General features: G+C 53.0%; 7 protein-coding genes and 1 tRNA gene. 6 read left to right on the forward strand and 2 right to left on the reverse strand.

The annotated features are described in order from the left end of the window. The first annotated feature begins 9 nt into the window (after window positions 1-9). Entirely contained in the window at window positions 10-4,176 is a 4,167-nt protein-coding gene (locus NTU47_05235) for a GxGYxYP family putative glycoside hydrolase (GenBank protein ID MCX6133203.1), read from the forward strand. 409 nt (window positions 4,177-4,585) lie between these two features. On the opposite strand, the gene NTU47_05240 is transcribed toward NTU47_05235, so the two are convergent. Next, window positions 4,586-4,669, reverse strand: a tRNA-Leu gene (locus NTU47_05240). Window positions 4,670-4,923: 254 nt separating this feature from the next. Between NTU47_05240 and NTU47_05245 the strand changes: the two genes are divergently transcribed. Beyond that, window positions 4,924-7,158, forward strand: a complete 2,235-nt coding sequence (locus NTU47_05245; GenBank protein MCX6133204.1) for an Ig-like domain-containing protein — start codon at window positions 4,924-4,926, stop codon at window positions 7,156-7,158. A gap of 57 nt (window positions 7,159-7,215) precedes the next feature. On the opposite strand, the gene NTU47_05250 is transcribed toward NTU47_05245, so the two are convergent. Continuing rightward, window positions 7,216-8,526, reverse strand: a complete 1,311-nt coding sequence (locus tag NTU47_05250; GenBank protein ID MCX6133205.1) for a hypothetical protein — start codon at window positions 8,524-8,526, stop codon at window positions 7,216-7,218. 137 nt (window positions 8,527-8,663) lie between these two features. On the opposite strand from NTU47_05250, the gene NTU47_05255 reads away from it, so the two are divergent. The 4 genes from NTU47_05255 (at window position 8,664) to NTU47_05270 (ending at window position 16,312) form a co-directional block, all read left to right on the forward strand. Beyond that, the gene (locus tag NTU47_05255) at window positions 8,664-10,025 is read left to right on the forward strand and encodes a mannanase (GenBank protein MCX6133206.1); all 1,362 of its coding nucleotides are present in this window, start codon (window positions 8,664-8,666) and stop codon (window positions 10,023-10,025) included. Window positions 10,026-10,233: 208 nt separating this feature from the next. Further along, a complete protein-coding gene (rfaE1, locus tag NTU47_05260; GenBank protein MCX6133207.1) occupies window positions 10,234-11,223 on the forward strand; it encodes a D-glycero-beta-D-manno-heptose-7-phosphate kinase in 990 nt (329 codons plus the stop codon). A gap of 20 nt (window positions 11,224-11,243) precedes the next feature. Next, on the forward strand, window positions 11,244-11,732 hold the full coding sequence (gene rfaE2 / locus NTU47_05265; GenBank protein MCX6133208.1) for a D-glycero-beta-D-manno-heptose 1-phosphate adenylyltransferase: 489 nt from the start codon (window positions 11,244-11,246) through the stop codon (window positions 11,730-11,732). Window positions 11,733-11,794: 62 nt separating this feature from the next. Beyond that, the gene (locus tag NTU47_05270) at window positions 11,795-16,312 is read left to right on the forward strand and encodes an AsmA family protein (GenBank protein MCX6133209.1); all 4,518 of its coding nucleotides are present in this window, start codon (window positions 11,795-11,797) and stop codon (window positions 16,310-16,312) included. Window positions 16,313-16,380: the final 68 nt, after the last annotated feature.

The following is a 16,380-nucleotide window of genomic DNA, read 5'->3' on the forward strand; positions in this document are numbered from 1 at the left end:
GAGGAAATTATGCGCAGATCATCATTCCTAATGCTCCTGCTCTCTGCGGGGCTTTTCCAGAATTCAATGTTGGCTCAGAGTGGATCGGCCACGGTGGTCGCATTCGAATTCAGCAAAACGGTAACGAGCCTCTCAGATTCACGTGCCCGAGCGGTAGCGTTCCACTCGTTCTATTTCGTCGATTCGTATGGGAGCATTTTGGGTGATACGCTGCTCTTCGGCACACCTGTTGTGGACCAAATGCTCGGCGAAGGATGGTTCACCAAAGAGAGTGACAACACGATCGGTTCATATCAATGGGCGGGTGGGAGTGGAAAGAAAGCGGTTCTCAGCATACAGGTGCCGAATGGTGCCGAAGGTCTTGTGGTCAAGGTTCTGTCTATTCAAGACAGTCTGCGAATGGATGTCAGGATTGGCGGAAGCATTGTCTCCTCGCTGTTGGTCGATACGTACTGGCATTCGGGCTACATACCCGTCGGACTGGTGATGCCGGAACCGCGTCCAAACAAAGAGCCGGTCTGGACACAAGGTCTCTACTTCCCGAAGTTCCCGCGCACGGATAGCGTCTACGTGATTCACGTCCACACTACATGGGGAAACGGCAGCGGCTGGAATCTGAGTGAAGACGTGAACTGGCGCCTGCGCAACTACAATGACATGACTGCACTCACGTTAGTGGGGATGCAGGGGATCATCAACCGCTATGGGGCGAGAGTGCATTTCGAATGGGAGGATCCGTTCCACATTAACTCATCATGGATTCCCACAATCAAGGAGAACATCAAGACGAAGGTCTTTGATTTCGACGGTCTGAGTGCCATCAATTTTCTCTACCGGCGGTTTGCATCGTACTTTTCCGGAGCGGTGATCTACGAACCGGAAGTGCCAGAGACAATTAACTTGGCGACGATGTTTGCTGGCGTGGACAATGCGATCATAGTTGCCCCGGGAGAGATTGGCCTTCCCGGAGTTCCACAATTGGCGACAGTGAATGATCTCAGGACCCTTGTTCAGCAGTATGGTTGGAAAGCAACCAATGATGATCAAACCAGGATCTATCAATGGGTCTATGACAACCTGTGGTCCAGGCTTGACCATCGGATATTTGGACTGATCAGCCCTGGTCCACCAACGTCCAGGGCGTTCGAACCGGGGTCAAGCCAATACTTTTCCCTGGAGACTATCGCTCGTGACTATCTCATCGCTCTGAAACTTCCCTGCGTATACCTTCACCCACAGGAAGAACCGCAAAAATCTCTTCTTGCGAGATTTCTCGATGCTTCTCCGTCGCCTATTGCCATCACTGGTTCGTTTGCCGGTTGGGAAGATGAAACTGAGCAAATCGGGAGTACGCATGGTGACATGAATTTCGGGCTGACATGGCCGGAACAGATTTTCAACTGTGGCAACTTCTCCGTATTCGCGAGCATCGATACACCACCTGCAAAATATGTCCCCAAAATGGATCCACAAAAGATCCTGAAATTCTGCAGCGGCGCACCGGCAGCCACGATGTTCCCGACAGACGGTGATGCTACGAATTATACCATGCAGCATGGGTATGATGTCTTTGATTGGAGAAATGTCCAGGGTCAGAATTCCGGTTGGACCATTGCCTCGTATTTGTGGAACCTTGCACCACCCGTTTGGAACTATTACGTAAAGACCGCCGTCCAAATCAGTTTGCTCTCCGACGTCAATGGCGCAGGCTACATGAACAACTGGTGCATGAATGACACCGAAATCGTAAACTACCTTCGATATACTGCCAGGTATTTGGAAGTGTCGGGCCTTGATGTTATTCATATTTTTGAGGGACATAACACCAGCTTCTGGACGGGTTCTCACGCAGCAAAATACTACACCTATCTTCATACCGCCGGCTACAAAGGTTCAATCCTCGGATACAACAATAACTACTATCGGGGATTTGGCCTTTTCTATGCCGGTTCGCCCGCTCCTACCGTGAGGACCGGTTACAGGATGCACAGCCATAATCTCGATTGGGTTGTGAACGAACTCACCGCAAGAAAGCCCGGGGAAGAGCTTTATTACGTCTCTGAAATTCGCAACATCCAGGGAGACCTGGTTAACCCAAATAGTCAGTATGTAAGTGACTCGTCTTCCTCCAACGGAACGTCAACCTGTATTTCAAAAGCAAATCAGAATGCGATCTTCTTCACGATGGACAATATGATCCTGGCACCGGGGCGATACGAAGCGACATTCAGACTGAAGGTGAGCCAGAACACATCACCAACAACTATTGTGAGAGTCTCTCTTTTCGATGACGGTCAGCAGAGTCAGCATGCGATCTTCAATCGATCGATCCTGGCATCTGAGTTTACCGCTCCGGGAAAATATCAGGACTTCGTGGTGAAGTTTACACTGAATGATATCACGACGGATCTCAGGTGGGTCATCGTTTGTGGCGATGGATCAACTGATCTCTATGCCGACAATGTCCGTACCAAGAATCTCGACGGAGCAAACCTACCGATCACAGGGACGATCGTCATAGACAATCTCAACATCAACGAACGGGGTCTCCTCGCCAGAGTGCCGGAGATGTTCACGTCGAAGTTTGAATTGAAGGGGGGGGTGGTCCTGAATCCTTCTGAGTATGTCGCAGCTTTGAATCCAGAGTATATGATCGAGTTTGCCAAACCGATCCTCGGATCTGGCCACCCTGCCATAGCCGATGCACAAAGCAAATTTTCAGCAGGCAAGTATTTCGAAAGTATGATGGCTATCCGCATAGCCCTAGGGCAGAAGGTATCGACGAGTCCGCTTGCCCCCGTTCTGCTCTCGCCGGCTCATCAATCACCCAATCTTCCGGTGATTTTAACACTCGGGTGGTCAACATCCGTCGGAGCAACGAAGTACCATCTGCAGGTCTCAAAGGACTCGCTGTTCTCTCAACTCATCACCAATGACTCGACGATCACCACGACGTCATATCAGATGAATTCGTTGACGAATAGTACAACCTACTACTGGCGTGTGAAGGGAAAGACCGCAACTGGTTCCGGCGATTGGTCAACGGTGTGGAGCTTCACCACGACTCGTGGTACGATGAGTCTGAGTGTAAACTCAGGGTGGAACATCATCTCTGTCCCACTTCAGGCATTGGATATGAATCTAGGCGTGCTCTTTCCAGATGCGACATCGCAAGCATTTGGCTTCAGCAATGGCTATGTCCTTGCCCCGTCTCTCATTCCCGGAAAGGGATACTGGCTCAAGTTCCCGACAGGGAAAAACTGCACGGTCGACGGCACATCAGTCAGACCGGCCAGTATTGCACTGACTGCGGGATGGAATATGGTGGGGCCGTTTGATTTCGATGTCCCAACATCATCTGTCACGTCTACACCGGCCGGAATTGTTGCGTCGGCGTATTTTGGATTCAACAACGGCTACACCACGGCCACGACGCTGACTGTCGGCAAGGGGTACTGGGTCAAGGTGTCGCAAGCGGGAACGTTGACTCTCCAGCCGCCGAGCGGAACAACGGCTGGAGGATCTGTTGCGTCAACCTCGACTGAATCACAAGAAACTAATAAGGTAGTCGTATTTACGTTCGAAGACAACGCGGGCAGAAGGGGAACGATACGTTTGGCAGAAGGAAGGAGCGGAGAAGAACTGCCGCCGGTTCCACCCGAGGGGATCTTAGATATCAGGTTCCGTAGCAACACGACCACAGAGTCGATGGGTTCAAACAATCACGAGGTGATGCTGAGTTCGGTAGAGTATCCGGTGACCATCATTGCTCATGGAGTTGACGAAATGGAATTGTGGATGTTGGATGGGGTGGGTGGGACAGTATTAAAAGAGAAGTTGGAAGAGGGGAAGAAAATCACGATAGCGCAGAAGCTGTCGAAGCTAATACTGACGGAACGCAAGGAAGAGTTGCCGACGCAGTATGAGCTCAGTCAGAACTATCCTAATCCATTCAATCCAACGACAACGATCGGGTATGCATTGCCGAAGCAGAGTCTGGTGACGCTCACGATATATGATTTGTTGGGTCGGGAGATCGAGACGCTCGTGTCGAAGGAATTGCCACCCGGATACTACACTGCGAAGTGGGCCGCAAACGTTCCGAGTGGGGTCTACATCTACAGGATTCGGGCTGGAGAATATGTGGCGTCAAAGAAAATGATTCTGCTGCATTGAATCTTACTAAATGCATGGTCTACGCAGAGACCAATTTCACCAAGGCAAGTTCTTCTGTAGTCAATAGATCGGGCCCCGGACTTGAACCTGCAACTTATCCTAGGACGTACCCGAGAATAGTTCAGGGGAGACGTCGAGGACACTGAACGGACCGTGTAAGACCTTGGCAAGAATGGCATGGTCTTCTCTCGTACACTAGATCCCGAGTAGAGAATCATTTTCTTCATGAAGATCAAACCGGCCGATTTGGATCGAATTGCACACTTTCCATTTCCGTTTCAGCGAAGGATCCCATCTTTCACACATAACGTGGTTACGATTTGGTTACACGAGGTGATTTCTCGGAGGGCGCTCGAAGGCTTCAAGCTTACAAAAATGAAAAACCCCCGATCACTCGGGGGTTTTTTTGTGCCCGGAACAGGACTTGAACCTGCACGTCCTCGCGAACACTAGCTCCTGAAGCTAGCGCGTCTGCCAGTTCCGCCATCCGGGCGTGGAAAACAATATACAAAAAGATTCTCAAAAATCCGCAACCATTCAGCAGAGTCCACATGATCTTTTCAGTCTTTTGCAGCAATTCGATGATTCTGGTCCGGAAAGCCCGCCCCAGCTCAATCCCTTCATTGTTTATCGGACTTGTGAGAATGGCTTGATGATTGATCTATTCTTCTTTACCCTTGTTCAGATTGGTTCAACAGCTGTTCGGATGTCAGCGGTGTTTTTGCGTTCGTCCATTTCAGGCTCTTCATGCTTCTCGACACTCTAAAGACCGATCACCCCCTCCTCGCGAGAATCTCTGTCCTCGTACTGAGCTGCCTGCTTCCATGGCAAGTTGGCTTTTCGCAGAGCAGCGTCAAATACAACAACCAGCAGCTCTTTCTCAGCGGATCGAATCTGGCTTGGCTGAGCTTTGCAAATGACATTGGGCCGGGCACCAGAGATTTCACCGCATTCGGAGACGTTCTGCTGCAAATGCACAACCATGGCGGTAATGCGCTTCGATGGTGGCTGCACACCAATGGAACGGTGAGCCCGGCATTCAACGACACTGGGGCTGTCATCGGACCGGGAGATGGAACAATAGAGAGTCTGAGGAAGGCGCTGGATATCGCCTGGCAGAGGGAGATAGGGATGAACCTTTGTCTCTGGTCGTTTGATATGCTTCGGTCAACAAACAGCTCCTCAGTTGTAGCTCGCAATCTGAAACTGCTCAGCGACACCACATACATCAGCGCGTATATCAACAACTGCCTCATTCCAATGGTGGACTCGCTCAAACGCCACCCTGCCATCATTGCGTGGGAAATATTCAATGAGCCGGAAGGAATGAGCAACGAATTCTACTTCCATTCCGTCGATCCTCATGTGCCGATGTCGACAATTCAACGGTTTGTGAACCTTTGCGCGGGTGCCATCCATCGGAGAGATTCCACCGCGCAGGTGACCAACGGAGCATGGAGTTTCAAAGCGCTCACAGATGTTCCTCTTGGCTCTCTTGCGAAGTCCGGTTCCGGAGTGAGCCAAGTCAATGCCGCCGACCGTCAGCAGATGCTGAGGGATTTCAACAAGAAATACGGATTCTCTTTCAGCTCCGGAGAATTCGATGTATACCTGCAGCGTATCGCGGCCTCCGACAATTACAATTACTACTCGGACAACCGGTTGATCGCAGCGGGTGGAGACCAGAAAGGAACACTTGATTTCTATTCCGTGCACTACTATGACTGGGGCGGAACGCCGATCTCGCCGCTTCATCATCCATCCGGCACCTGGCTCTTGACCAAACCGATTGTCGTGGCAGAGTTTGCTCTCAAAGATACATATGGCGTTATGAAGCAGGATATCTACAAGACCCTTTTTCGGCATGGATATGCCGGCGCGCTTGCGTGGTCATGGACGGATGCAGCGTTTTCGTCGCCGGAGGACATGCTCGCGGGGATGCGATCACTCTGGGATAACTACAAGAGCGCGGTGGACGTTCATGGCGTCGGCGGAGACTGGGCGAACGTTACCATCACGCGGCCGGCCAACGATACTGTTCTTGCAGCTTCGGCGCCAATTACCATTGAGGCAAGCGCCGCCGTGACTGATGATGGGCGTGTTGTCAAGGTTGAGTTCTTCGCCGATGATACATTGAAGATTGGCGACCGAACAACAGCTCCATACTCTGCTGTCTGGAACAATCCCCCGAGCGGGTACCACACGCTGACGGCCCTTGCAACAGGAAACCTGGGGCACAAAAGCAGTTCAAACAGGGTGCGTATTCAGGTTGGGACACCGTCGACCATCAGGTTGGAAGCAGAGGCGGCAGCGAAAGAAGGCGATCTCGCAAACATGTTCGTCAGGAGTCTTCAGACGGCAAGCGGAGGGGCGTATATTGAATTGCGAACACAGACGGGGAAGATTACATGGACGCTTCCTCCCGTTTCGACAGCCGGGACGTATGATATTACATTTGGATTTCGAATGTCATTCGCCGCACCGAAGACTCAAGTTCTCAATGTCAACGATACTCGTATCGCTGATGTCGTATTTGATGGAGCGATGAGCGAGTGGTTAGAGAAGAAGCAATCCGTCACCCTGGTCAAGGGGAGCAATACAATCCAATTGGAACTCTCGTGGGGCTGGATGGATCTCGATTACCTGGCTGTGCCGAGAGGCCTTTCAACCGTTGTCGAAAACGATCCCGCAGTCTTGCCTCAGAGATTTCTGCTGGAACAAAACTATCCCAATCCATTCAATCCATCGACAACTGTGAAATTCGCGCTTCCCGTCCGGAGCCATGTTTCCCTTGTCGTGTATGATGTCCTTGGTCGTCGTGTCGCAGAGCTGTTACGAGGAGAACTGGCAGCCGGCCATCACGCGGCCGTGTGGACCGCCGGGGAATCTTCGGGGGTCTACTATTGTGTAATGGAAGCGGAACCAGTCATCGCGCCGTATCAACGCGCACGCGGCGTCATCAAACTACTGCTGATCAGGTGAACTTCTGATTGCTTTGACGGATCTTCGGAGAACACAGCACGGCATGGCGGTCCCGTGCTATCGGGCGCTGCCTGTCGCGATCAGTGGTGGAGAGTAGTCCACGCTGGTTTGCGGAAGTTCCCAGGCCAGCAAGAGAAATACCGGCAGATATTCCACGATCAGCACCCACGGTGCCTGTTCCCAGACGCCATAGAGTTTGTAGGAAAGAATTGTTACACTCGTCAGGCAGGCCGCGGCCGCATAGAATATTCCGGACCATTGCCGCGTCAATGGCAGGAGAACTGCCAGCCAGGCGACATACCAGGGATGCACAACGGGCGAGAAAAGCAGCAGCAGAATCACCGAGAGATGAACTTTTCTGAGCAGGTCTTTCCTGCTGAGATATACCATCAACAGAGCGAGTGAAAGAAGACCCAGGCACACGAGCCTCGTCGATTGGTTGTCGGCGAGAAGAGCGTACAAAGCCTCGAACACGATGCCGTTGAACGTCCAGTTCCTCGCGAATGTTGTGAGTGCCTCGAACGGATTGGAAGACGCTATGTACGGAAGGAATTGGATCAGGACCGTACATGCCGGGATGACGATCGTCGCGAGCCGCTGTTTCCACGATCGCTCGAGGAAGAACAGAATCGGGAGCAGCACGAGTGCGACAGGTTTGATTGACATCGAAAGGCCGATCAGCACCAATGCCGGTATCATCCTTCCGCGAAAGTAGAAGAGTAGTCCGAAGAGGAGGAATGGAAATCCGAGCGCATCGAGATGTCCGTCGAGCCCGAATTGCAGGATGGGGAGAGGACAGAAAGCGTAGAGAAGCACAAATTTCTTCTGAATGCCGAATGCTGTAAGCAGTTGAAACAACGCCAGAAGCGAAGCTCCCTCGGCTGCAAGAAGCAGCAGCTTGTACCCCAAAACGGCTTCGCCGCTTAGCTGGTAGCAGGCGAAGAAGATCCACTCACTGAATGGGAAATACAGCGTCTTCATGTCGGGATGATTGACGGCGGCCGGGAGGAGGGTGGAGTGCAGTGCCTTGAGCGCGCTGGTGTCAGGTGCGTACAAATACGGATCGATCTGCGCACTCTGCACCCTGCCATCCCACATGTACCGGTAGATATCGTCGGACCCGATGGGAGCAGATGTGACGAAGCTCAGACGGATCAGCAATGAGATGCCGATGCCGATCATCAGCCAGTTGCCGGGGACCTCGATCCGTTTGATAACCAGGCACATCCAACAAAAGAGAAGAGATGTTCCGGTGAAAGCGAGCGTATACATCCAGGCCGGATGGAGAAACGGAAAATGCACAAGCAGCAGCCCGATCGAGATGAGTGCTGTGACGATTGAGAGTCGAAGAAGTGGACGCGTTTTCAAGGTGTCGAGGTTTTCTGGTGCCCAATAGTACTACTCGGTCGTAAGAAAAGCAAAGCAGCCTGGAAGAGCTAACAACGTGAAGACATACATCGTACATGTTGTGTCTCCATAGAAAGTCAATACAACCAGGGATACCTATGTTCTTCAGAATCCTCCTCCTCTGTTGTTTCGTTTCGCTCCTGTTGGATTCCTGCTCCTTCCTGCCGTTCCTGCGTCAGCGGGAGGATTTTGTGCGGGTGAAGGGGACGCACCTCATGCTCAATGGGAAACCATACTACTTCACCGGTGCCAACATGTGGTACGGATGCTATATCGGCTCACCGGGGGAGACGGGTGATCGGCCGCGCCTCCTGCGCGAGCTTGACTCATTGCGGGCAAACCACGTCGTCAATGTAAGGATTCTTGCAGCGTCGGAAGAAGGGTATATCAAGCGCTCCGTGAGACCTGTCATTCAACGCAAGCCGGGTGAAGTCGATGAACATCTCTTGCAGGGTCTCGACTTTCTTCTCGCCGAGATGGCAAAACGCAGGATGCACGCGGTACTCTATCTCAACAACTACTGGGAATGGTCCGGAGGAATGACGCAGTATAACGTCTGGACCGGAGCCAAGCCGGTCGACCCTGATGACACAACGCAAGGATGGGGGGCTTTCATGGATTTCTCCGCATCCTTCTACGCGAACGCGCCGGCCCAGAAACTGTTCCGTGAATATGCTCAGCGCATTATCACGAGGACAAATTCCTGCAACGAAAGAAAATACTCCGAGGACCCGACGATCATGGCCTGGCAGCTTGCCAATGAACCTCGCCCCGGGAGAGTTGGGATCACGTCGGAGAAAAATCTTCCCGATTTCTATCACTGGATCGATCAGACCGCTCTCTTCATTCACTCACTGGACACCATCCACCTTGTCTCATCCGGATGTGAAGGAACGATTGGGACGCTCCAATCATCGGCATTTTTCCTCAGGTCACACAAGACACCACACATCGACTATCTTACCTTCCACCTGTGGCCGTTGAATTGGGGATGGTTCGACCCGAAGCGCATCGGCGAAACGCTTCCCGTCACAGAATCGAAAGCGCTCGATTACATCGCCGCTCATCTCGCGCTCGCCCGGCAGCTTGACAAACCCATCGTCATGGAGGAGTTCGGCCTTGATCGGGATGGAGGAGAAATACTGCAAGGCACTCCCGTGACGGCGCGCGACCGTTATTTCCGGGTAATCCTAGACGCAGTCCGCGACTCCGCGCAGGCCGGCTCCCCCATCGCAGGATGCAACTTCTGGGGATGGGGAGGAGAGGCCGCGGCGAAACATCCGGATGGGATCTGGAGAATAGGTGATCCATTCATGTGCGATCCGCCGCATGAACCACAGGGGCGGAATTCAGTTTTCATAGGCGACCGATCGACAATCCGGATCATCAGAGAAAGCGGAGACAGCATGCTCCGATTGACTGACCGCAAACCGAGCGCTCCTCCCGCGGCGGATAGATGATGAGATGCGGTTCCAGAGATCGGCCATGAAACACCCCTGCTGGCACACCCCGCTCTTGAGTTAATTCTCGTCAATATCTAACTACAATGAGGGATCGCCGCGGCTAGTCCGCTATTCAGACTGTTCTGTCGGCCGTCCAGCTTACCTTGCTTGTCCTTCGTTTTCTGGGTATATTGGCTGAAAATCCAGCATAAATAGAGGTACGATTTTGGTAACCTTTACAAACTCCCGTTTACAAACCCTTTTTGAAAATCTCGCGGGAAAGCGCGTTGCGGTGATCGGGGACTTGATGCTCGACCGCTATTTCTGGGGATCTGTCACCAGGATGTCTCCGGAGGCCCCCGTTCCGGTGGTCGAGGTAGAATCTGAATCGACCCGGCTGGGTGGAGCAGCGAATGTCGCGAACAATATAGCCTCCCTTGGCGGGATACCGTTCATGGTAGGTGTGGTTGGCGGCGACGATTCAGGTAAGGCGCTGACCTCTATTGTGGCGGAAAGCGGATTTCGAACCGAGGGCATTCTCGTTGATCTGGCCCGTCCGACGACGGTAAAAACTAGAGTGATCGCCCACCATCAGCACGTCGTTCGGGTGGACAGGGAGGTCAAGAACGATATTGACGAAAGCGTCCAGAGCCGACTGATTGATGTGCTCCGTCGCAATGCGGGATCGCTCGATGCGATCATCATCGAAGACTACAACAAGGGGGTCGTTGTCAAGAACTTCATCAGAGAAGTGATCGACTTCGCCGTCCAGAATCGGATCATTATTACGGTTGACCCGAAGTTTCATAACTTCTTCGAATTCAAACACGTCACGGTGTTCAAACCGAACCGCAAAGAAACTGAAGAAGCGCTTGGTGTCCGGCTGAACGATCAGGCAAGCGTCGAGCAAGCTGGACGAACGCTGGTCGAGCGGCTCAACGCGCAGAACGTGCTCCTCACGCTTGGCGAACGGGGAATGACGCTGGTCGAAGGGGATGGCCGGATGACGCACGTGCCTACCGCGGCCCGGAAGGTCTCTGATGTCTCGGGCGCCGGCGATACGGTGATATCGACCCTGACCATGGTGCTCGCTGCCGGAGGGTCAATTCGAGAAGCGTCGATGCTCGCCAACATTGCAGGGGGGATCGTATGCGGAGAAGTGGGCATTGTGCCCATCGACCCATCAGTGTTGCGTACCAGTGTAACAAGTTCCTGATTTCAAACCAGACCACGCCAATGGGCAAAATTCTTTCTCGCAATGAACTCGTTCAAGTCCGCCGGCAGATCAAGGCGGAGGGCAAACGCGTCGTATTTACGAACGGGTGTTTCGACATCCTTCATCGGGGTCATGTCGACTACCTTACCAGGGCCAAAGGTCAGGGGGACATACTCATTGTTGGGCTCAACACGGACAGTTCTGTTCAGCGCTTGAAAGGCCCTTCGCGGCCTGTCGTCGAAGAGGCGGACAGGGCAGTGGTCATTGCGGCCCTTGCCGTCGTTGACTATGTCTGTCTGTTTGATGAAGACACGCCCTATGAGTTGATCAGCGCGCTCGTCCCCGATATCCTCGTGAAGGGGGCCGATTGGTCCGTGAATGATATTGTCGGAAAGGACGTTGTAGAGGCCGCAGGCGGAGCAGTCCACACCATCGAATTCCTCCCCAATCGTTCCACCAGCAAGATCATTCAGAAGATTGCTCAGACTGTGCACCCGCAGCCGAAATGAGTCGTTTCAATTCCCGGGGTGCTCGAGAGCGATACGCATCAACATGAACAAGCCGGAATTCCGTGCGAAAATTCTTCCGAACAACATATGCTCTCGCTGTCATCGTACTATTCGTCGTCGTGGCGGTTCTCGGTTTCACGCAGACGAAGGTGTTCCGTTCCTACTTGCGTACCCGTCTGATCGAGACGGTCGCTTCCGGGATCCACGCCGACCTCACACTGGGAGAAATTGAAGGCAACCTTTTCACGGGGTTCCACGCAGAGAATGTCGTTCTCAGTCGTGATGGGGACTCACTCCTCACTGTGAAAAGGGTCGACGCGAAGTACGATCCGTTGAGCCTGCTTGCCAAGAACGTCTCTGTTTCACGTATTACCCTGACGAGCCCTGTTATCGATCTGAAGCGCTCCAAACAGGGCATGTGGAATGTCGAGCCCCTTTTTCGGTCTTCTTCGAAGGACAGCACCTCTTCATCCTGGACAATCAATCTCAAGCAAATACAGATTCTGCAGGGCAAAGTGCACCTTTTCGATTCGCTCGATCTGGCCGCCCGGGAAGCCGATAGCTCGCTGCAGATCTGGCCGGGGAGAATTGACTACGCGAATCTCGACCTCGATTCCCTTCATCTTGATGCGGGTTTGCATATTCACTCACGCCGGATTCAACTCGCCCTTCGATCGTTTGCCTGCAATCTGCTTCAACCCCGGTTTCAGATCAGGGAGCTCACGGGTGATTTTCTTCTTGCCCCGGCGACTGTCGCGGTCCAGAAGCTCAGCCTCCTGACTGGAAGATCACACGTCAAACTGGATGCGCGACTGGACAGCGTCGACATCACAGGCGTCAAGGACCTCGCGCAGCTTGAGTTGGCACCACTCTCTGCGCATCTCAGCATCGGACGACTCGATTTCGGAGAATTGAAGCAATTTGTCGGAAGACCGGTCGCATTCCTCGAACAGGAAGTTGCAGGTCAGGTCGACATTGAAGGGCGATTTGGATCGATGGATGTGCGCAATGTGACCTTGCACACCGGTGCTACATCGGTAAGGATCGCAGGCACGCTGACCAACTCTCATCATCCTCAGGATCTCGAGCTTGACCTCGCCTGTGTCAGGAACAGGATCGACCCCGACGATATCCATCGCTTGATGCCCACGCTTCGCCTGCCCGATCTCTCTGCCTTCGGGCCGGTGGAATATGACCTTCGGTTCAAAGGCAAGCCCCTCGCTTTCAATGTCCGCGTCGCAAGCAGCTCGCGGGTGGGGAACATTGATGTCGATGGGACCCTTGATCTCCGTGAGCCTCTGATCTCGTATGACGGTGTTCTGAGAACTTCCGATTTCAATCTTGCCCGGCTGGCAGGCGACAGCTCGCTCGTGAGCAGAATCAGATCAACAATCACATTCCAGGGAAGAGGTGTCCGTCTCTCCGAGATGACGGGAGTTGTACGTGCGGAAATTGATTCATCGGATTTCTACGGACTCCCACTGACCCGTTCGATCGTCGTTGTCGACGTCGTTGATCGTACGGTGCGTCCACGTGTATCTCTCCATCTTGGTTCAGCCAGAATTGATCTCGGCGGGACGCTCCAGATGAAGCCGAAGGATCTGGTGGGATATGACATCTCCGGTCGCATCAACTCACTGAACCTGGCCGACATTACGAAGAACGACGACCATACGAGCGACATATCGTTTGACGTGCAGGCACAAGGGGACTTAAAGTCGTTGCGGGCAATCTCGGGGCGCGGCGCGTTAAATGTGTTCCGTTCGTCGATTGATACCGTACAATTTGCCGGAGGACCTGCAGCCATCCGGATCAACACGCTTGATGCGAGTCCGCAGACCCTTTCCGTCACCTCGGATATCTTTGATCTCGACGTGAATGGGCGGTTCACCCCGGCCACAGTGGCGACCGCTCTTGTACGAGGTGGCACGCTGATTGGCGAAGCGATAGCATACCGTATCAACTCCCTCGACGCGTTGCGCAATGCTGCGGGCGATCAACAGGCGGTGAAGGATTTCCACACGATGGTCTCGTCCATTCGCGATACCGTGGATTATTCATTTTCAGTGAATCTCAAGGACTGTTACCCCATTGGTATAGCACTCGGAAGAGAACTAGAAGGAAGCCTCGGAATCAACGGCCGCGTTCGCGAGGAAGCACAGGGAATACAACTCAGTGCGAAGGCGAAGGTTGAGGTATTTCGTTACGGCGATGAGAAATTGAACCTCGGGATGGAGATGGGGACGGTCTCATTCAGCGCCGATGGACTTTCGACGAGGGATCTGCTTCATTCGATGAAATTGTCGTTGGGGGCGAAGGCGAAACGATTCGATGTTCAGGGCCTTCAAACCGCGAACCTCGCAATTGACCTGAATATGCTCGCAGATTCGAGCCATTTTGCAGTTGAGGCGATGCTTGATTCCGTGGTGACAGTGCGGGGGCGTGGGTCGGCTCACTACGTCGATCGACTCTTCGCGTTCACTTTAGACCGACTCCAGGCGCAGTTCACTTCTCATGACTTTATAAACTCGGGGCCAGTCATTTTCAAAGTGGGAAAAGACGGGCTTCAGATCTCGAATTTCCTTCTGCACCATGAAGACGAGGAAGTGAGCGTTGCAGGGCTATTCAATTCCGGGGGAACGTCGAATCTCGCCGCTTCGGTCCACAACGTTTTAGTCAACAACATACCGAAAGTGGTTCGACGGACTGCCTCCATTGAATCACTGCCGCCGATGAGTGGCATTGTGAATGCAAATGCCACGTTCGATGGAAGTCTTGAGAAGCCGAGGTTCTCCCTCGACATGAATGCGACAGGCGTTCACTATCAACAGCGGCCATTTGGTACGGTGCAGATCCGCTCTTCATACGCTGATCGTCTTCTGACAATTTTCGCTCAGCTCCAAAGTCAGCCAGACAGCATGACATCGACGCCCGAATTGCTCGTGAACGGCACCGTCCCTTATGATCTCTCTCTCACGGGAGAATCCAATGGAAAGCTCGAAGGGGAGATGAACCTTGATGTTCAATCCAAAGACTTCCGGCTCGAATTTCTTGATCCGTTCATACCCGAGCTAAGCAATCTCAGCGGCCATCTGGTCTGTGATGTGAAATTGCGCGGAACGGTTGAATCTCCTGCGTATGCAGGATCCATGGTTATTCAGAATGCACGATTTCTCTTCGATCCGCTTGGAATCCAATATCTCGTGGATGGTAGACTTGTTCCGAACGGAAGGCAAATCGCGTTCGAGAATGCGACCGTTCGAAACATTCCTGAAGATCGGCCGGATGGGAAGCTGAATCTTTCAGGGAGTTTTTCGCTCGAGGGGCTCAAGATCAAGGATTTTGACCTCGTGGCAAACGGGCAGTTGCTTGTGATGAAGGAGAGCGCGAGGCGGTCAAACCAGGGACTCTATGGAGATCTCGTTCCCGGCACTGGCCCCCTTGGCATCACCTGGAAAGGAAGCCCATCCCGTTCCTTTGTCAGCGGCGAGGTTTTCACCAAGTACGCAAACCTCACATTGCCTCCGGCGGTGCAAACGCAGGATCTCCCCAACAGGAGCATCGAAGTCAAGGTGATTGACGACCTGAAAAAGGATTCTGCCTCGACCCAGATGAAGGAGGGCCAATCGGGACCCGCCGTAAAAACTGCGACTCTTCGCTCAGCCAAAGCGCTGGCCGCCGTCCAGGAGGAACCGGCTCCCTCTCAGAAGTCGTTTCTTGATAATATCGTCTACAACCTGGCGATCGAAACCCAGGGTGTTACGCAGCTCAGGTTCGTCTTCAGCAATTTCACAAACGAGCAATTGCTGGCCGAGCTGAAGGGGAGAACCGTTTTTACCCGGGATGGCGATCAAATGCATTTGACTGGAGAGCTCGAGCTGGGGAATAGGTCGTACTATAACAACTTCAAGAAACTGGACGCGACGGGGCGAGTCAATTTCACAGGCGATCCCGTCAACCCTGAGCTTGATGTGGTGGCAACGTATGAAGGAGTTGGTACGAGGGGTCCCAGTGGATCCTCCAAAGTCGTCGTCAAAGTCTTCATCACCGGCACAAGGGACCAACCCAAAGTGAAAATGGGGCTTGCTGAATATGATCAGCTTGGCAACCTGATGAAGGAAAGGCCCGATAAGGAAGGAGATGCAATCGCGTTCCTCGTCACCGGATCGTTCCGTGATGAACTTACGCAACAGGACAAACTATCCCTCGCCGGATCATCAGTGTTGGGCGGAGTCGCCTCATCAATTCTCTCTGGTCCATTGACCGACCTTCTGCGCAAGGAATTCGGTATTGTCCGGTCTGTAGATGTTCTCTACTATGGGGGTGGCACGCTCCAGGAATCAGCCGATGTGCGGTTGACAGGAGAACTGGGTGATGCCGTGTTCCGGTTGGGGGGGCGGGTCCTGAGCGATCTGAACAACACGAATATCAGCATGCAGCTTCCCATGAGCGCCATCGTGGGCTCCGAAAAATGGCGTAATCTTGTGCTGGAAGCCGAACGGACCGTGCAGGGCATCGAAACCGTTGACCAGCGCAGAGAATCAAAAGGTGTCCGGCTCCTGTACAGAATTATTTTCTGATTGTCAAACTATTTGACGTACCCAAGCGTCTAATCTCATATCAACCGAGGCTCATATCATCGAAACCG

The sequence above is a fragment of the Ignavibacteriales bacterium genome, from assembly GCA_026390595.1.
Lineage (GTDB): Bacteria > Bacteroidota > Ignavibacteria > UBA10030 > UBA10030 > UBA9647.